This is a genomic window from Methylobacter psychrophilus, assembly GCF_025583945.1.
GTDB lineage: Bacteria > Pseudomonadota > Gammaproteobacteria > Methylococcales > Methylomonadaceae > Methylobacter_C > Methylobacter_C psychrophilus.
Map to the genome: position 1 here is coordinate 104,905 of NZ_JAOEGU010000004.1, position 18,207 is coordinate 123,111.

Below are 18,207 nucleotides of genomic sequence, written 5' to 3' on the forward strand. Positions count from 1 at the left end.
CCATACGAATCTCCCAAGTGAAAGTTGACTTTCACGTTATTCATTCAGAATAAATCACAAACTCCATCTTTCTATTTACTTTCGAGGATATAAATTCATTACACACTCCAAGCAATTGTAAACAAATCTTCTTCGTATAATTTCTGATTGAGTTTACTTTCCAGTTGCTCAATTAGGGCTTCCCGGCGCTCATCAACTTCGTCTTGCCGATCAAAGAGTTCTTTGCGTTGCTTGTTGCGAGCGCGTTCCAACTCCTGTTGTTGCTTTTGCCAGGATAACTTTTCTGCCAGCGTAGGTGCTATTTTGGCATTGCGCCGGACTTCTTTAATTTGCTGATCAATGTCTTTAATGCCGTGTTCCAGACCAAACTTCAAATCATCCGCCCAATGGTCAAGCTTATTCACTTCATCTTCAAAAAAGGTCAAGTTACGACTGTTGACCATTTTAATAATATCGTTTTTAGAACTGGTCAGTGCGTCTTCAAGTTGCGCACTGGCTAACACGCTTTGTGGCTGGCATTGAGTCGCTGGCAACTGCATGAGTTTCTGTGCTGTTTCAGCAGGCAATAACTTTCCGTCACTGGTCTCGGCAGAAAATATCAGATGGTCTTCCGTCCGTTCCAATGCTTCTATGCTAAAACGCTGTAATTTTAACGTGCCGGACTGCCCAAGCAGTGATTCAATTACACTAACTTTTGCGCCATGTGCGGCATAGTCAAAGCTAATTTGTGCAGTGGGGGTTGGTTTGTTTTTTGCCGTTTCCAGTACCCATTCGCCCAGTGGATGATTAAGACGATAGACATGGGCATTAACCGACGCTGTACTTTGATTTTGACCACGGGCAATCAGTTGATAGTCACCCAGAGGTACTTCATTTGTAACATTATCATGTAGATTAAAACGATGTTGATGGTCGTCAAATATTGCGTATGCTCTGAGTTGATGCTGCGTTACTGCCCAGAACCAACGACTAATTTTATCCAAGCGTTGTTCTGCTTGATCAAGCTGTAACTTGAGCAAGTTGTGAATATCTTCATCAAAATTATCGAGTAGTTGTTGGCGCGTTTCAGTCATCTGTTTGTTAATGTCACCTTCCATTTCCTGTTGGAGCTGGGTAAAGGCAATTTCAATTTGCTCGGTGCTACGACAGGTTTCGTAAATGGCTTGTATGCGCTTTTCAAAATCAATGCCGGATTCAATTGAGCCCAATACATCATCAGATGCACCAAAGACGCCATCAAACAAATGAAACTTATCCGTTAACAATTGCAGTACACGCTGGTCGGCATAATTGCTTTGGTTAATAAAATTGATGACGACTACATCAAAATTTTGGCCATAACGATGACAACGACCAATACGCTGTTCTATACGCTGTGGATTCCAGGGTAAATCGTAGTTGATCACTAAAGAACAAAATTGCAGGTTGACGCCTTCGGCACCGGCTTCTGTTGCAATCATAATTTCGGCATGAAACTGAAAATGTTCAATAAGTGCCGTACGTCTGTCAATTTGTGGTGAGCCGGTTATTTTGTCAGAGCCTTTATTTTCTAATAACCATTGCTGGTAAATATGAGTAGTTTCCGGGCTGTTATTGGTACCGTTAAAGGTGACCAAGGTATCTGAGTAATGATTGGCAGCAAGATAGTTTTGCAAGTATTCTTGGGTGCGTTTGGATTCGGTAAAGATTACGGCTTTGCGCGGTGCATTCATCAGCGCCATTTGTTGAAAGCCCTGATTTAACGCAATCAATAGAGCTTGAGCTTTGCTGTCGTCACTAATTTTTTCAGCTTGTCCAATGAGGTCTTGTAGTTCAAGTATTTCCAACTTCAACTGCTCTTTATCTATGACTTGCTCGGAATTATCTATGGAATCGCTATCCAACTCTTCAAGATAATCCGTTTCCAAATCGTCACTTTCAATTAGCTTGGCAATAAAGTCAGTATCATCAACCTTATGTTCACGAAGCGTTTCCAGTCGGCATTTGATAGTAATCAATGTGCTATGAACGGCATGAGTACTGGAAGCTAATAACTTACGCAGGATGAGTCCGGTAAGATGGCGTTGACGCTTGGGGAGAGCATAACTGTCTTCACGTTCCAGTAATGCGGTAATGCCATTATAGAGATGCATTTCTGCATAAGATGGGGTAAAGGGAACCGTGATGGTCTTGCGTTGTGTGTAACGAATGTATTCCAAAACCTGTTTGCGCAAGGTTCGCTTTACAAAGCCCTTTAATCTATCTTTCAATTGGCCAACGCCATCGGTGCCCATGTAGTGCTGACGAAACGACTTTTCGTCACCAAAAAGATGCTCATCCAATAGGGTTGATAATCCGTAAATCTCTAGCAATGAGTTTTGTAAAGGTGTCGCCGTAAGCAACAACTTTTGCCGCCCCGATAAGGAACGTTTTAACGATTGTCCCATTTTATTGCTGCTACGATACGCATTGCGTAGTTTGTGTGCTTCATCCATGACCACCAGATGCCATGGTTCAATGAGTAAAGATTCTTCTAATCGTACTGCAAAATGGTACGAGAGAATATTGATGCAGTTATTGTTGAGCGGGTTGTTAATACCTTGCTTCTTTAATTGTCGCCAGGTATTGGCATCAAGAATCTGTGACGGTAAATTAAATTTGTCTTGCAGCTCTTGCGCCCATTGCTTGCGTAAAGAAGCAGGGCAGATGATCAGTAATTGACGTTTGCGTTCTGCCCAATACTGACAAAGAACTAAGCCTGCTTCAATGGTCTTTCCTAAGCCAACTTCATCTGCAAGGATAACACCTTTATTAAATGGATTGTGAAGCGCAAACAGTGCGGCGTTAATTTGATGAGGATTGAGATCAACTGTGGCATCAAATAATGACTGAGATAGCCTGTTAACGCCATCAGCGGCGTAATGGCAAGTCAGCTCATAGGCGTAATATTTCGCGTGGTAATCAGTTATCACTCGCTGTATAAATCCATTGACTGTTGTTTAATCCATTACGTGACTAATTAGTTGTTAATCGCCAGAAGTTTGTCTGCTCAAAAGGCTGTCGGCTTATGGCTAAGGCTATGAATATTACAGTAAATTATCCTTAGTTACTACGAGCTCAAGAAAACCGGTACCAATAATTAACGCGGTCAATCATCACCAGCGTAGTTATAGTGTTACCTGAAAACAATTTTTTACGTGTATTGGGATGTTATCCAGCTTGGATAAATTACCGCTATAACTTGATGTTCAAGTTTTTAATTCTTGATTTTAACTAATGCTGTTAAATAAGGCCTTACAGCCAAGTACCTATGATGCTACACCATGAACGCATGGACGAAAATCCCTTGATTTATCTGGGATCATCTCAGTCAAGCTAAAAAACTTGAACGTCAAGTATAAGGTATTTTTATAAAATAAAGTTAAAAATAGTGTATTTTAACCAGACTTAGATAGTTTCTTCATAAAGTCAGAAAAACTGGAAAATATGAATTTATTTAATTTAAATAAAATTAATTTGCTTGCTTTAGAACCAAATGATATTGATGGCTTTGAATGTTGGGTGCAGCAAAAAGAAGTTGCATCATGCTTAGAAAATGAAGCCCAAGACGAGTACATTATACTCTACGCATCTCTGCCTCATACTTTCATTCATACAGTGCTAATACCAATAGCTGAGCCAGAAGAAGAAATTATTAATGATCTTTTAAAATGGAGTTACAACCCTTTCTCTTCTTGGAGTCTGGTGTGTTCTTCTGATAATGCCTGGATTGAACCCCCTCTTTCTGGTTCAAGGAGTAAGACTCTTAAATCTGGTGAGCAAATTATATTTGGGCGCTCATTTGATGGAGACCCTAGTCAAAAAAACTACTATGAGCTAAATCAGAAAATTGCTCATGTACTTGACGTACATTTCGTTTCTGAAAGAAATTCCTGGTGTAAATTGGATGACCATGGCGATATAGATGATATTTTCAAAATTATAAATATTAATACCTTCCCACGAAATCAAGAAGGAACAATAATTTGTGTAAAAAGAGATGTCTTGGGCGGATTTGCTAGTGTAGAGAACTTACGCCTAATGAGAATGTTTGATTTTACTAGATATAGATCTGATAATTTCTCTGGTTGGGGGAATAGTCGAGAGCACTCAACCTTCAATAATTCAAATTTTATTTTTGGCACGTTATCCATCGCGTCAGGAATTGGAAGCTATTCGACAGGTTTTCAACTCATAGATATAAAAGTCCCAAAAGAACAAGTTGTAAATACCGCTTGGGGAAAATCTGAAACCGAAGATGAAAAAGAGTATTGCACATATATCGCAAGTGATTTGAAAAATAAGGTTATTGCTGAAATATCATGCAATCCATCTTGTTTGTCTAACTATTTTACAGTATCTGAACTTCCATTTGAGGTTACACCCGCATTTTTCAAGCCTGAAGTTTTATCTAAATACAAAAGTGATCGTGCAAAATACAAATTAGATAGCCGCTCTATTGAGTGTAGAGGCTCATGGCATTTAAAGACCTTTGATATCAATTCGGCAGGTCAGGTACACACATACTTAATCTATTTAAGCAATTTACCATACCATGAGCAGCTTCATTGGAAACAATTTAATGAAAATCCTAAGGCTCCGCTTTCCGATAGAGCCATTAAAACTGATTTTGAAGGACAGTTCTATGAAGAATATGATCCATTGCCTAGTTTAAAACGCAAGCTAGATACGCTCTATTCTGAAGATGTAAATTGGTGGAAACTTCGCGACCAAGAAGCTCCCGGTAAAGTTCACTATCCTTACACAAACTCTCGGGACGAATGGGCAGAAGAAATTTTAAATTTAGACCAGTTGTTAGTCGAAGGCCTAGAAGAAAAATGGCTTCGTAAAAAAGCCAAAGACTTAAAATGTAACCCAGATGAACGCCTTCGAGCATTAAAGCTTATAGAAATAATACTCGTTGCTGCAAATTTTGAAGAATTCCATGCACGTGAAATAATGTCTTCACTTCATATTGTGCATAACTTACGTTCAGTATTAAAAGGACATACCTCCGGTACCAAGGCAGAAAAAATCAGAAAAGATGCTTTAACAGAACATGGTAGCTTTAGAAAGCATTTTGAAAAAATTTGCACTGACTGTGATGAATCAATTGAGATATTAGCAAGTGCGTTTAAAGAAATATGAAGACTATAGGTCGACAGTTGACAAAAGTACTTCCCAAGAGTTGTCGTTGATCTAGCGTAAATAATTACATAAAGTCGCACCCTCCCAGGCCACATAGCCAATCGGAATGATCCTCTCGGATGGCCTTTACGCGAGTTTCAATATCGACATGAATTTGAGCGAGGGTGTTCATCTTAGATTTCCTACCACAGGTTACTGTAAAGCGTTATCCAGTCTGGACTCAAACATCCTTCGATTTATGATTGGAGGAAATGCTTTAACAAAATTAGGATCCTCCATCAAAAGATGCTGTGACCCGACAAAATTGTCGAAATAGCTTTGACCATGCCTTCTATAAGAACTATCGGTCAAGGTTGCTTTTTCTTCAGTAACTAAACCACCCAGTTTAGTGTAGTTAACATCTCGTAGATCAAGATATTTGTTCCAAATTTTATCATGCGAGAAGTCGATTAAATCCTGAATAGCGTAAATATCAAATTTCTTTAAAATCTTTGAACCGTATAGTCTCATCTCAATATGGACACACTGTCTACCTGAGGCTACTTTAGATTCTCTATCGCTGTAGAGCACTAAAATATCGCTATGCTTAAACCGTTGTCCGAAGTAATGTGTATTTTCATGTTGATTGTAATAGAAACGGTTACGACTTCTTCTTTCGAATACAATCCGTTCAATTAACAGCTCACTTAATTTAGCTACCTGATTTTGACTACCGAGAATGTCCATGGCGAATTCGACATAGTTAATAACGTACTCGTGAGTAAGAGCATTCTTGAGTCGTCCAAAATAGGCGGAGCGAGGTTGATGAACATCAATCATTTGTCCTATGTCGTCGTAATGGAGCAGAGCTCGTGGAATGATTATTTGCTGATCTTTATTTACACATATCTTATCAAGATTAATCGTTTTATTACCGCTAGAAACATATAATTTAACGCGATCGTAGTAAAATTTAACTTGAAAGCCCTTAGCTTCAAGGCAACTTAGAAAGATGTTTAAACTGAGTTTATTTGTAGGCATAGTTAGTCATGTCCGATTGTAAGTTATTGTTTATGATATATATTGCTCAAATTATTATTAACATTCCCACACTACTATTCAAAAACACCGTGTTTTTACGGGTATTTTGACTAAAAACACTTAAATTACCCCTATAAATACACATGTAAAACACGCATTCACACTTAAGACCGAGACTAAGGATGTTTCCATTAAAATCAGGAAGCTAGAAGATATTACCGGACCATTATTCATCTCTAATGCCTTATGGGGTTTATAAATAGTTGTAAGAGAGTTATAACTACGCGCAGTCATATTTGCGGAACATTCCACAAGCCTTTATGAGAGTTGGTTTAAAGGCCATTCAAATTCCGCATTTATGACCACGCGTACTATAACCAGTATTAATCAGGCATTACTTATCACTATTAGAGTTAAACGAAACTTTTGAAGAGCAAACCCTGTTTATCGATGTCAATGAAGGACGAAGGCTCATCATATATCACAGGTTTTATTGAACCAGATCTAGCTTTAGAACCACATATCTTGGAGGTCACTTTTCTTGCTGGTGTAGGTGTTTGTAGAACGTATAACGCCTTATGGTGCCTGGTAACTGCTACATAGAAAACTCTGTTTTCCTCCAAGGATTTAGCCTCTGTTGCCTGATGTCTAGGGATAATGCCTTCTACGACGTTAAGGATGAATACGTAGTCCCACTCTTGCCCTTTTGCTGCGTGGACCGTCATTAACTGAATACCACTGTTAACGTCTTTGTCTATAGAAGGTTTAAACCAGCCATGATTGATGTTATCTAAGGATGTACAATTACGGGCCATAATTTTAATCTCTGTCAAATCGCGCAGCCGCAGTTTGTAGTGATGTTCATCTCTATCTTTTAAGATCGATTTACTGGCATCAATCAAACATTGCAAGGCACTTTCTACATTTTTTAATCCAGCGGCTTTTCTGACAGCTTTAGATAAGTTGTTAATCCGGTCGTAGTTCGAGTTATATGATTTTATACTCAATAAAGCTTTAGGCTTAACCGTCAATCTCTCCTGAAGAAATCGTACCGTTTTCTTTGGTAACCACAGATTTTCAATACAATTCCGGGCAAGTGTTTGTTGTTCACGGGTCTGCGTTTTTGAAGAGCGACCTATACGTAGTTGCTCTAGCTGAGTTAATTGAATGAGCGCCAACAAATGGGTTTTATGCTTCTGGTGGTCAATGTTGTTAGCAGAAAGCCCGTAACGCTCGGTAACCGTGATATCACGAGCTCTTAACGCTAAGGCTGTTTGGCTCAGTTCTTTACGTGTTTTACCTAAGATAGCGATCTTATAGACCTCTACACCGCAAGCCAACAATCGTTCAATCTCTTCAGCCATATACGTGTGTTGTTGGTCCTGGTCAACGAACTCCAATAATTTAGGAATCTCGCCATCGAATTTGCTGGTGAGTAACGGCGCGTCTGGGTTGATCTCACGTCCTAGATTGTTAATCAAAGCCAGCGCCTGACGAGGGGCACGAAAGCTCCGGGTCAGTGCAAATTTCTTGGGTGTTAGGGTTTTCTCGATGTCATGCCAATAACGAGGTAATGACTGACGCCAGCCGAAGATTGATTGCAATGGATCGCCCACCATTACAGTGCTTTTCATCCTCGGTGCGAGCAGTAATAAAAGATCTTTTTGGTTGCGGTCAATATCCTGTAGTTCGTCAACCATCAAGTGTTGATAGCCCAGTAGAGTTGATCTTGAATTTGTACGTAGTTTAAGCAGTTTGATTGCACCGACTACCATGTCATTGAAGTCGACAGCGTTCTTTCTCAATTTATACTTGGAATAATGCCTATAACTCTTTTTGGCTAGTTTAGCCTTGTCGTTGCCTAACATATCTTCAATCTTCCTGGACTTGATGCCAGAATATAAGTCATATTGATTAAAAGCCTGCTTCAATTCCTTAAGTTTGACACCGGTACCTTTTACACGACGCTTTAAGAACCGCTCTCTACTTTGCGGATTAAAGACTGTAGGTTTTTCATCATGTCCTAGCGATTTGTAGAACTTGTTCACTAATTTATAGGCGAAGCTATGAATCGTTGAGACGGTAATTTGATTAGCGGCAGCCGGGCCTATCAATTTAGATAAGGTATCAACAATATCTAAGGATAATGCCTTGCCGAAGGTCAATATGACTATAGATCTTGGCTCATAACCCTGGTCGAGCATGTGCTGAACCCTTAACGCTAAGGTTGATGTTTTGGCACAACCAGGTCCAGCGTTAACCATCGCATGCCCCTTTAGATGGTTAATGATTCGCTTCTGCTCGAGTGTTGGTTTTAGTATTAATTTCATAAGTAAAATTCCTCTGTCTGAATAAGTAAACTGGTGGTGGTACAGTTGTTTGTTTACAGTTTTACTTAATTCGGCTCAGAAGAGGTTTGTGGTTATTAGGTAAAGTAGCGATTGATAAAATCACGAAAGATACGCTAACCTATAAGTAGGCTGAGGATCTTAGAATAAAACTTAGGCGAATGTTTCTTCGTTATTACAACCATAGGGAAAGCCATCCTTGGTTTAAAATTTTTTATAGCCGCTTAAGATTAATTGACGTAATTCGACGACAACTCGGCAATATATTTTTCATATTCTTCTGAAATAGATGTCCGCTGCGAATTTAGCAATATATTAAGAGTCTTATCAAAATGATCTTTTGTAACTGGAGGGGTTGGACAGGAAGAAGTTTGTTCGATAAATTCCTTGACCAGCTCCATCATTACAGTTGACATTTTTTTCTTAAGTTTTGGTGAAAATTCTACGTCGCGGAATTTATCTATCAGACATGGAGCTTTTATAACACCGGTCTCAATCTGGTACTTTTTTACTTTGTCTGAAATTTCTCTGGCTGTAGGCATAGCATCTTTTTTATCAATATATTCCCCAATCGCCGAATTCCATACTTTCTTCATATCATCTTTATTATCCAATTTATGCATTGGCCTTAGCACACTTTCGGGAACGCTTCCCATCCGAAGCTGAGGGCAGACGACGATATGTACCTCTCCTGCATTTTTCATTTTATGGGCATAGGCATAGTTAATGACACCATTAAATTCATTCATGATGCATGCTTTGAAATCTGGATATCCATTTTCATACTCAGGGCGTCCTAATGCTTTATAACCATTTCTTGCCCAGAGTTCGTAGCACAGTCTCATAACTGAACATGTTTGGTTCTTTATTGCTTCTACGCATTTACGGGCCTCATCTTCATCCATTTCTTTGGTTTCATATTGTGATATGAGACGTAAGTTACTACGATAATCATCGCGTTCGCGATTTGTCATTCCTTTGTAAATTACGGGATCAAAAGATGGAATCTTGCGCAACTTCTTTAACTCAACTTTTTCTGCCAATTGACGCTGAGCTTTCTTTTCCTGGCTGCGCAGAGTTTTTCTCTCAAGAGCTTCTTTTTCTGCGTTAGCTTCTTCAAGCGTGCGAATTGCCATGATTTAAATCCTCAAATTGTTAGTTAATTTTTAAATCTTTATCTGATACTAATAAAGACCGCTACAATCTTTTCGATATGAATTACTTTGTTGTTCATATCGAAAACGACAGTAATAGTTATACCAATCAAACGATCGACTGAAAATCTATACCAGCAGTCACTTATTGTTTCTATTGACTTGTGGTCTTAGTTATAGTGATAATTTAAAAAATGATTGGGCTTAGCACTGAAAACTAGACAGAAAAGCACTTCGATGACTATGATGAGGTTTTAAGGAAGAATTAATATAGTGACAGAGATGACACGCAGTAATGCAAACTAATTTAAACTATTAGTATGGACTCAAAAATACCGACACCGACAAAATGATATGCACTATTCGATTTTGAAAGTTCTTCTGATTTTTTAAGGTAAAGGAATATTTAAATTTTTTTTGGAGAGATTCAATTCTAATGACATCAATAATATCTGCAAATAAAGCACCAACCTGGCTGCCTGACTGGAAGGACGCAAATGCTTATCTTTCACTAAACAAAAACACCTCAAGAGAGCAGTGGGCGTGGGAGTTCATACGAAGAAATTCCAAGTATCAATTTTTGTATAAACAAGGCCGTCGGCATTATAGATCTTGGTATCAAAAAAATGAAAACGACAAAAGATTTTATAAGTATTTCAAATGCAAGCCAACGGCGATCAAAAATATAAGCTATTCAGAATACAAGTTTCATTGTGATGCACTAAAAATAACACCTAAAATAACAAGTAAAAGAAGAAAGATTCTGGACGAATTTCCAGTCCTTACGTTTTCTATTCAACTCAAGCCTAGCAATGTTGAGCCACCTCAGTTCAACACTGATTATAACTATCCTCACATATACATTGCTGCCGACTTTGAAGAAGAATTTTTTTATAATACCCAGAATGATGACGAAGTATTTATAGTTTTTTCATCGGCACTGCCAATAGCAGATCAAATTAAAAAAGCCACTGAACAGCTAATGAAAAATCAGAAGGAATACAAAGTGAGCGGGAACGATGTTGGTGCGCGCTGTAAGTTTACTTATGATTCGCTTAAGAACTACCTACGTTTTCTTGATGGGGAGCTAGCTGGAGCTACGCCAACGGAACTTGCCGAGGTAATATTTCCTGGGCAAGGAATAACTGCTGGTGATAATGGTGCACTGGATAAAGTAAGTAAAGGATTAAAAAGAGCTAAAGAATATAGAGATGGTGATTATCTAAAAATTCTTGGGACTGTCTTGATGAATTAAAACCAATTGACAATTGTCAATTGCCATATCAGTAAAAGGTATAACCATTAGATACAGCATGATTGGTCAGAATACCGCTCACCATTTAAGACGCTTTTCTTTTTATGCAACAAACTCAAAACAAAGAAATTTCAGATAACAAAATGAACACTCTCGCTCAAATTCATACCGATATTGATACTCGCGTAAAAGCCATCCGAGACGATCATTCTGATTGGCTATGCGGCTTGGGTTGCGACGGTTGTTGCCACCGACTTTCCGAAATACCATTACTCACCAAGGCGGAATGGGATTTACTAAAAGAAGGGCTGTCGGCTCTGCCTTTGGAGCAACTTCGGGAAATTGGTCAGAACATTGCTGCATTGAACGAGCAGACATCGCGTCCTATTATCTGCCCGATGCTGGATCGGTCGGCAGGAGCCTGTCGGGTTTATGCTCACCGCCCGGTAGCTTGTCGTACCTACGGATTCTACGTCCAGCGTGACAAAGGGCTTTACTGCAAGGACATCGAAACACGCGTAGCAGATGGCGACTGGGCTGAAGTAGTGTGGGGCAATCAAGATGCTATCGACCACCGTCTTAGCGGCCTGGGCGATACCCGTGAATTGACCGAGTGGTTTACGCACTGGTAGAGTGGTATTTAATTTATGACAGACGATAAATAAGGGGGGGGGGTAACAACATGAGTTCAGTGCCGCTAAGCTAATGCCGGATGACGTTCTCGCTTTTTGGTTCGAAGAGATCACCCCAAACAGTGGCGGGTAACATCAGACGACCTGGATCGGCACATTAAGTAACGTTTCGGAGCCCAAGACTATGCAGCCAAACGCTGTGAGCTTTATAGTTGGTGTGAGCCAGCCAAAAGCCGATTTGCCGAAATCATTGTTCTCGACCAATTTTCACGTAATATCTATCGTAACCATCAAAATTAAAATCAGTAGATTCGTCGTTTTGAAAAACAATCTCAATACCGGCCATTCAAAGTTGTAATTTTTTTAAGGAGATCACGGGCGGCCCTCGACCCACTCCAGTCATTCGGATATGGATTTAAGCTTACCGATACCGGTCATTGGTAAAGTAAAACTATCAAACCAAATTGGCCAGTCAAATATGAGCTAATGCAGAAAATTAGTATAATGCGTTTACAGACTTTTTTAAGACGGTTTTATCGTGGGAAGTGGCGATGCCACGAACCATAAGCTTCAAGAACACCCTCCTAGCTTGGAGCGGAATACTGAATCAATCCGCTAATCCAAGAAATCAAAGTAAAGCTAACCGGGCGCGGCACGGGAAGCTGAAAAATAAAATCGTAGTATAAACGCGCTCCGGTTGAGCGCAAAGTTAGTCCCCACGCCACATAGCTCAATGCCACCGGTTACTTTCCTTTGGGATGTAGCCTTTTTTCACCCAGAAAACGCCGAAGCCTGCGACACAAACGACCTCGATTACCTTCTCGGCTATCAGGATCAGTGGTTGCACATGCTCTGCTACCACATGAATGACAAAGACAACGCTAACCGCGAGTGCGCACTGAAACCAAGGCAACTTCGGCGCAGCTAGCTTTAAACCGACAAGCACGATGAGAAGAAGCACTTGAAATAGATATTTGTATAACGAAACGCCGCCAGCAGCAGCGAGCGAATAAATAGAACCCCCTGCTGCAGTAGCCAGGACAGCAAGTGTCGTTAGCAGGATTACGACTGGATAAAACGGTGGTTCTTGATTATTCATGGTGAAAAAAGTATCGGTTAAAGTGCTGTTGGTTAGTTTGGTGCTTAACGTAAAGCTAACCGGGCGCGGCCTGGAAAGCTGAATAAACAAAACCGCATTATAACCGCGATCCGGTTGAGCGCCATGTTAGATTTGACGAACATACGAGACAATGACACCGGCGAAGTGATGGTTGCTTTCAAGTACATTAACTTCCGGGTTGTTTTCGTCAGGATATGAGACTTCCAGACCTTTACTAATCGTTTCGATATTTATTCTGCAGTTGACGTCAGAGGGATCCCAACTTCCGTTTGCCAACTATTATATTTCGTTCGCAAGCTAGACAAGTCGGCTTTAATTTGATCATCAGTGATTGACTTCGGAAACGAGTGCATAGCCGCGAAGCAGGTATATTGAAGTTGTTAGCCCCCGTTCGGCACACAAGCTTAAAATACTCGGAATTTCGCCTTAAGTCTTGTAATACGAGCGTTCGGCTGGGATCGAACCCCTTTAACTCGATCACACAGATCGGCGTACCAACAAGGCCGTCAGTGTTGTTGTATAGCGTAATATCAGCCTTTCCATTGCGACTTGTGTTGTGCTGTTTTCTAAGGACTTGCCTATGTCCAAGGAAGTTGTTCGCCACTTCTCGGCCAAAAAGAGGAACGCAATCACTAGCAATTAGTCGGGTCTTTCTTTCTAGGTAGATTTTGTAGGGATGACCTATGTATTGATTAAGATCGGCCAGCTTTTTTGCCACATTGACAGTGAGAAGGTATTCGGCTCCGATTTTTTGCGACTCATCTTCGAGAAAAAGAAAGGTGTCATTGCATGAGCTTCTTATTCCTTCCAGGATTTTTTCTTCAATCTGTTCAATCAGTGGCATAAAAACCTAACGTAAAGCTGAATAAACAAAACCGTATTATAACCGCGCTCGGGTTGAGCGCAATGTTGGGCTGATTTAGCCTTACGGTTACTTACCAAAGCCCAAACATCGCAGCAGTCACAAAGATAACGGCAATTATTGCACCAGTAATAACGGCAACCCCTAACCGAAACAGCAAGTTGTGACCCAACTTTGATTCGGTAACCTTTAGGGCCCGGAATTTCAAAATTGCGACGACACAAATAACCACGCCAACCACGAGCAGTAAATAAGGAATGAACATAAGAGTAAGGCGCGCACTTAGTAGTCCAACGTTACGGTAAGGGGCGTACCGCTAAAGAAAGCCAAGCGAAGTCGCCGAACCTTGATAAAAACTGAACTTCAAAACCGCTAACGGCCGGCGCGTCCCTTTGACTGACTTGTTATGCTTCACTGCCACTTACTCTAAAGTCTGCGGTATGCTCGGAGAACAAAGCTCCTAGCCTACCATTTGCAGGATTATATCCAAGTTCACTGTTAGTCATTATGAATTCGATTTGTTCCCTTAGTTTGTTTGATAGATGATTGAGAATAAAATCGATAAAGTCTGTGACAACGGCATGATCATCATGAATAGTGTTATATTTTACCGAACTCAATGATATTCCCATTGTTTTTTGCCAGAAGTCTTCATAATCAATGAATACTGGGACTTTACTGCTGAAATATACTTCGCCTATTTTAAGTTTATTAACCTCAACATTGCCATGAAGTAGGTCATTACGTTCATTCATTAATGTATGGAATTTTTTACAAATATCATTTGTATAATCAATTGCCTTTATAAAACCTATACAATTCAAATGAAGTGACTGTACTCGAATATCTATTTGTTGACGTATTGTGTTTTGAAAAAGTCTATCGTTGCTCTTAATTTCTGGTTTGGATAAAACAAATAAAATTAGGTTGATAAACGACTCTGCAAGAACTGGGAACATTGAGCGTAAGCCAAAAGTAAGGCCGATTGCGTTGTCGTACTTATCTCCAATCAATTTCCAGTTTTCTTTCATATTATGGAAGTTTGTTTCGTTTAGTTTAACAAGCTCCCTGTCTTTATCGATATTTATATCCAGCTCTTTAAGTGATTTGATGTTTTTAGAAACTACTGAATTTATTCTATGGTAAGGATTTATAAAACGAGTCCATTTTTCTAGTTCGATTCGAACCTCTTTCATGGCCTTGCCATAATTTTTTAAATCTGACTTTATTTCTTGAATGAACATATCCAATGTTAGATTTTGACCTTTATGCTCGCCAATCAAATGTACTTCTGTTCGGAAGTTTTGACCTTGAATTGATACAATCCCAAATTCACTTGCGAGAGACCACTCCCAATGAATTAAATTGTCTGATGAGTCGCTTCTGAGGAAATTTTGCAGACCGTTCGGCCTACCATATTTGGCATATAAGTAACAGTACATATCAACTGGTTTGATTTCATTAGTAAACTCCCAAATGATTGCCTTTCTAGGTAACTTGTCTCCAGTCAAAATCTTTACGAGACAGCTTGGATGAATAGCTTCCAAGTCAATAAAAAAATTATTCATTGTTCACGAACTCTTTGTGAGCATAACGTTAAGTAGACACCTATAAAGCGGTCTATATCAATAAATATACCTAAATGATGTTTGGTAGCTAAATGTTGGGTGGCCTTCAACCAATCCATTTGACAAAATTACTACATAAAGACCCTTGGCATCTAAAGCAATTTAAAAAACAGTAGACAATACGATAACATCATCTGAATTAATAGCATATTGTCCATCTTCATTCTGCCATATTCATCGCCCTAAAGCGGCCACTCGCCACCGTCAGTGGCCGGCGGCCGATTGTGATAATGTCTTAAGTGAGCCTATTGCCAACGACAGCTTTTTGCATAATTCTGATAAGTTGGAGGAAAAAACACTTCAGACTCCAGATTCTACTTCTGCATAGAATATCTTTATGGCTTGGTGCTTAAAGACATCTCAAGCCGTTTTAACAGCTAAGCTATTGATTTGCATGGGAAATAAAAAATACACGCCTTGACAATCAAGCATCATTATGTTATAATATATCAACGGTAATGTTGTTCAATTTTTACCGCCACCAATCCTTCCAGCGCCATCAAAATCATCACGCTTGTCATAAACTAACCATCGAATTTAAACATCGGTGCGCTTTCGCGTGCGCGTAGGTTTTTGTGCGTCGGGAGGAATTTTTAAATTATTGTTTTATGGAGATCCATTATGAAGTCACCTTCAATCACCGTTACTCTCGTTCCAGCCATTGAGGTCTTAGCCAAATGCTTGGCGCAGACCAGTGATAATTATCAGCAATTGTTGATGAGTAATCCTGATACCTATGCCGTTTGCTGTGAGGCCGGCCGGAGTATGCGCCATTTAGCGAGACGTTATTCCAAGGTATTAGCCGCAGCACTGATTTACCAGGTTAACTCAGAGGAAGACAACAGTCCTTCAGAGGAGGATTTTGACGAATAAGTTGCCGTAACCGCTCTGTTAAGAAGGTTGCGCAATTGATCTACGCACGGCGGTCAATTCTGGCTGCCGTGCATTTATTACCCCTGTACTTCAGGAGATTCTAAGCATGGATATGACATCAAAACCACCCGCACAATCGCCACTCTTTGAACTCGGGCAACTGTGTTACACGCCGGCCGCGCAAGAGATCTTGCAACGTTACCAAGCCAACCCATTCCAGTTATTAACACGTCATGTAATCGGTGACTGGGGAGACTTATGTATCGAAGATGCTCGGGCTAACAATGAGGCGCTTAAGGATGGTACACGTATTTTTTCAGCCTACGTAGTGCCGCCGCCATTATCTGGAGATCAGTCGTTATCGCCCTGCAAGATATGGATCATTACCGAGGCAGATCAGAGCGTAACCACCATTTTGCTGCCTGAGGAGTATTGATAGGCAAAGCCAATAGACCATTGGGTGACTGCCTAACCGTCGCCTGCGAATATTCGTTAACAGAAATACCTGTGAATACTGCCGTTAATATTATGCAAATAGCATTAAGCCGGTGCTACTCAGTAAACAATGCGCAACGTCCACCGACCGAGAACTTCTCTCGTTCGTTTCAATTAAACCTATTTAGAGATACCAACATGACTCAGAAAAAAGCAACAGCATCAATGGAATCAAAAGCAGTAACCGAAACTTTACCGGTTAATCCAGAAACAAAAACAGATGTAGTCACCCAGCCCCAGCAGGCCGAACAGCCCCAGCAGACTGAGCAGGTTACCAAGTCTTCAAAGACCGGTCGTGGTGCTGCTACCGGTGATTTGTCGTCAGAGCTGATTGAGCTGGTGACGGAGCTACGCGAGACAGTTAGACGCATTGATCCCCGTAAGCATACCGAGAAGACTCTGCGCCGCGTCCTGTTCAACATCAGCGATATTCTGAAGGACATCGAAACGCTCTACACCAAAAGCTAAGGCTTCGACTTCTGTCAGACATCCAGGTCAAATGCCTTTATTCCGGCTGACTGACCAATAACCTTAATTAGGACGTGACTACCCGATGAGCAACTCTGCTCAGGGTTAGTCGCGTCCATTGCTAAGAGAAAACCCCATGACTAATCCCTTTCACGTCAATGAAACATCAGGCCATTTTGAGGTCCTGCGTCCCGTTACCACCGCCGAAATAGTGTCCATGGCAAAAAAGCTAATCAAGAGCAAATTCGTGCGAGGGCAGGCCCTGACTAGTCCCGAGGCAACCCGTGACTTTTTAATACTGGAGCTGGCACTCTTAGAGCGCGAGGTATTTTATTGTATTTTCCTCGACAACCAACACCGGGTTATAAAAGCTGAATGCTGTTTTAAAGGCACTATCGATAGTGCTAACGTTTATCCACGGGAGGTGCTGAAGCGAGCTCTGAAGCTAAACGCTAAGGCGCTTATTCTCGCTCATAACCATCCCTCTGGCTTACCCGAGCCCAGCGAGGCGGATCGATCTATCACCAGCCGGTTAATCAGAGTATTAAGTTTGGTTGATATCAGGGTTCTGGATCATTTCATTATCGGTGGTACAGAGCATTTTTCGTTTGCCGAGCATGGCCTGTTATGACCTGACTTTAGAAAAAAGTAAGTCCTATAACACTGCAACACAGCTAAGATCTTCACCCTTTCCAATTCAATCTACAACATCAGAGCCAGCGAGCAAGCAATTGCCTTTCGTTGTGCTTTGCCATGGGAGTTACACATGATTATTCAACAAACCGGTTATCCATTAGCTATCAGTAACAAACTGATCTTGATCCTCAACAAAGAAATCCAGCTGCACAGCGAGGTCGATATTTCCTCAGGTTGTATCTTCAATTTTCGAGACCCTGACTACAGCGCCGAAAGCGGCGGCTATCACCCGGTAGAAATTTATATCGATGAAAATGGCTGCTTTAAATACCTCACTGACTTCGCCTATGTGGGTGATGGTCATTATGCGGAATTAGTTAAAGAATTAGACTTTGATTTGAGTCACGGCCTATTCCAACAGATGGGCCGTGACTACCCCATCGTTCAAGGCAAAGGTTTATTCAGAATATGGCAGAGCAATTTCTGCGCCTATTACCAGAGCAAGGTTTTTACCGTCACTGTTGAAGAGCTTTGAAATCAATGGACAGAT

Annotated in this window: 14 protein-coding genes and 1 pseudogene; 9 read left to right on the top strand and 6 right to left on the bottom strand. The window is 40.6% G+C overall.

Annotated elements, in window-relative coordinates:
* Positions 1-98: 98 nt before the first annotated feature.
* The gene (locus tag N7974_RS03555) at positions 99-2,951 is read right to left on the bottom strand and encodes an SNF2-related protein (RefSeq protein WP_262964285.1); all 2,853 of its coding nucleotides are present in this window, start codon (positions 2,949-2,951) and stop codon (positions 99-101) included.
* Positions 2,952-3,465: 514 nt separating this feature from the next.
* Between N7974_RS03555 and N7974_RS03560 the strand changes: the two genes are divergently transcribed.
* Positions 3,466-5,166: a hypothetical protein gene (locus N7974_RS03560; protein WP_262964286.1), complete on the top strand. Its 1,701-nt coding sequence runs from the start codon at positions 3,466-3,468 to the stop codon at positions 5,164-5,166.
* A gap of 192 nt (positions 5,167-5,358) precedes the next feature.
* On the opposite strand, the gene N7974_RS03565 is transcribed toward N7974_RS03560, so the two are convergent.
* The 3 genes from N7974_RS03565 to N7974_RS03575 form a co-directional block, all read right to left on the bottom strand.
* Complete coding sequence (locus N7974_RS03565) at positions 5,359-6,186, bottom strand: hypothetical protein (RefSeq protein ID WP_262964287.1); 828 nt, start codon at positions 6,184-6,186, stop codon at positions 5,359-5,361.
* Between the two features lie 413 nt (positions 6,187-6,599).
* Positions 6,600-8,516 (bottom strand): UvrD-helicase domain-containing protein, encoded by a 1,917-nt coding sequence (locus N7974_RS03570; protein ID WP_262964288.1) that lies wholly within the window; start codon positions 8,514-8,516, stop codon positions 6,600-6,602.
* 248 nt (positions 8,517-8,764) lie between these two features.
* Positions 8,765-9,670, bottom strand: coding sequence for a hypothetical protein (locus N7974_RS03575; RefSeq protein WP_262964289.1), 906 nt, complete (start codon positions 9,668-9,670; stop codon positions 8,765-8,767).
* A gap of 454 nt (positions 9,671-10,124) precedes the next feature.
* On the opposite strand from N7974_RS03575, the gene N7974_RS03580 reads away from it, so the two are divergent.
* The 3 genes and pseudogenes from N7974_RS03580 to N7974_RS20730 all read left to right on the top strand — a co-directional run.
* The gene (locus N7974_RS03580) at positions 10,125-10,943 is read left to right on the top strand and encodes a DUF2285 domain-containing protein (protein ID WP_262964290.1); all 819 of its coding nucleotides are present in this window, start codon (positions 10,125-10,127) and stop codon (positions 10,941-10,943) included.
* Positions 10,944-11,086: 143 nt separating this feature from the next.
* Positions 11,087-11,575 (top strand): YkgJ family cysteine cluster protein, encoded by a 489-nt coding sequence (locus tag N7974_RS03585; RefSeq protein WP_262964291.1) that lies wholly within the window; start codon positions 11,087-11,089, stop codon positions 11,573-11,575.
* 228 nt (positions 11,576-11,803) lie between these two features.
* Positions 11,804-11,875: pseudogene (locus N7974_RS20730) on the top strand (DUF924 family protein); the annotation flags it as partial.
* 430 nt (positions 11,876-12,305) lie between these two features.
* Here the strand turns inward: N7974_RS20730 and N7974_RS03590 are convergent.
* Together N7974_RS03590 and N7974_RS03595 are read right to left on the bottom strand one after the other, a co-directional pair.
* The gene (locus N7974_RS03590; RefSeq protein ID WP_262964292.1) at positions 12,306-12,674 is read right to left on the bottom strand and encodes a hypothetical protein; all 369 of its coding nucleotides are present in this window, start codon (positions 12,672-12,674) and stop codon (positions 12,306-12,308) included.
* Positions 12,675-13,961: 1,287 nt separating this feature from the next.
* Entirely contained in the window at positions 13,962-15,125 is a 1,164-nt protein-coding gene (locus tag N7974_RS03595; protein WP_262964293.1) for a hypothetical protein, read from the bottom strand.
* A gap of 681 nt (positions 15,126-15,806) precedes the next feature.
* On the opposite strand from N7974_RS03595, the gene N7974_RS03600 reads away from it, so the two are divergent.
* The 5 genes from N7974_RS03600 (at position 15,807) to N7974_RS03620 (ending at position 18,192) form a co-directional block, all read left to right on the top strand.
* A complete protein-coding gene (locus N7974_RS03600; protein ID WP_262964294.1) occupies positions 15,807-16,058 on the top strand; it encodes a hypothetical protein in 252 nt (83 codons plus the stop codon).
* A 106-nt stretch (positions 16,059-16,164) separates the two neighbouring features.
* Positions 16,165-16,494, top strand: a complete 330-nt coding sequence (locus tag N7974_RS03605; protein ID WP_262964295.1) for a type I restriction endonuclease subunit M — start codon at positions 16,165-16,167, stop codon at positions 16,492-16,494.
* Complete coding sequence (locus N7974_RS03610) at positions 16,491-17,021, top strand: hypothetical protein (RefSeq protein WP_262964296.1); 531 nt, start codon at positions 16,491-16,493, stop codon at positions 17,019-17,021. The genes N7974_RS03605 and N7974_RS03610 overlap by 4 nt, the downstream gene beginning before the upstream one ends.
* A gap of 136 nt (positions 17,022-17,157) precedes the next feature.
* Positions 17,158-17,652: a RadC family protein gene (radC, locus tag N7974_RS03615; RefSeq protein WP_262964297.1), complete on the top strand. Its 495-nt coding sequence runs from the start codon at positions 17,158-17,160 to the stop codon at positions 17,650-17,652.
* 135 nt (positions 17,653-17,787) lie between these two features.
* Entirely contained in the window at positions 17,788-18,192 is a 405-nt protein-coding gene (locus N7974_RS03620) for a DUF2787 domain-containing protein (protein WP_262964298.1), read from the top strand.
* Positions 18,193-18,207 lie beyond the last annotated feature (15 nt).

Excerpts from the sequence above, each read along its gene's own strand:
- N7974_RS03595 (WP_262964293.1), bottom strand. The coding sequence starts at position 15,125 with ATGAATAATTTTTTTATTGACTTGGAAGCTATTCATCCAAGCTGTCTC.
- N7974_RS03600 (WP_262964294.1), top strand. The coding sequence starts at position 15,807 with ATGAAGTCACCTTCAATCACCGTTACTCTCGTTCCAGCCATTGAGGTC.
- N7974_RS03570 (WP_262964288.1), bottom strand. The coding sequence starts at position 8,516 with ATGAAATTAATACTAAAACCAACACTCGAGCAGAAGCGAATCATTAAC.
- N7974_RS03585 (WP_262964291.1), top strand. The coding sequence starts at position 11,087 with ATGAACACTCTCGCTCAAATTCATACCGATATTGATACTCGCGTAAAA.
- N7974_RS03620 (WP_262964298.1), top strand. The coding sequence starts at position 17,788 with ATGATTATTCAACAAACCGGTTATCCATTAGCTATCAGTAACAAACTG.
- N7974_RS03560 (WP_262964286.1), top strand. The coding sequence starts at position 3,466 with ATGAATTTATTTAATTTAAATAAAATTAATTTGCTTGCTTTAGAACCA.
- radC (WP_262964297.1), top strand. The coding sequence starts at position 17,158 with ATGACTAATCCCTTTCACGTCAATGAAACATCAGGCCATTTTGAGGTC.
- N7974_RS03590 (WP_262964292.1), bottom strand. The coding sequence starts at position 12,674 with ATGAATAATCAAGAACCACCGTTTTATCCAGTCGTAATCCTGCTAACG.
- N7974_RS03565 (WP_262964287.1), bottom strand. The coding sequence starts at position 6,186 with ATGCCTACAAATAAACTCAGTTTAAACATCTTTCTAAGTTGCCTTGAA.
- N7974_RS03580 (WP_262964290.1), top strand. The coding sequence starts at position 10,125 with ATGACATCAATAATATCTGCAAATAAAGCACCAACCTGGCTGCCTGAC.
- N7974_RS03605 (WP_262964295.1), top strand. The coding sequence starts at position 16,165 with ATGGATATGACATCAAAACCACCCGCACAATCGCCACTCTTTGAACTC.
- N7974_RS03575 (WP_262964289.1), bottom strand. The coding sequence starts at position 9,670 with ATGGCAATTCGCACGCTTGAAGAAGCTAACGCAGAAAAAGAAGCTCTT.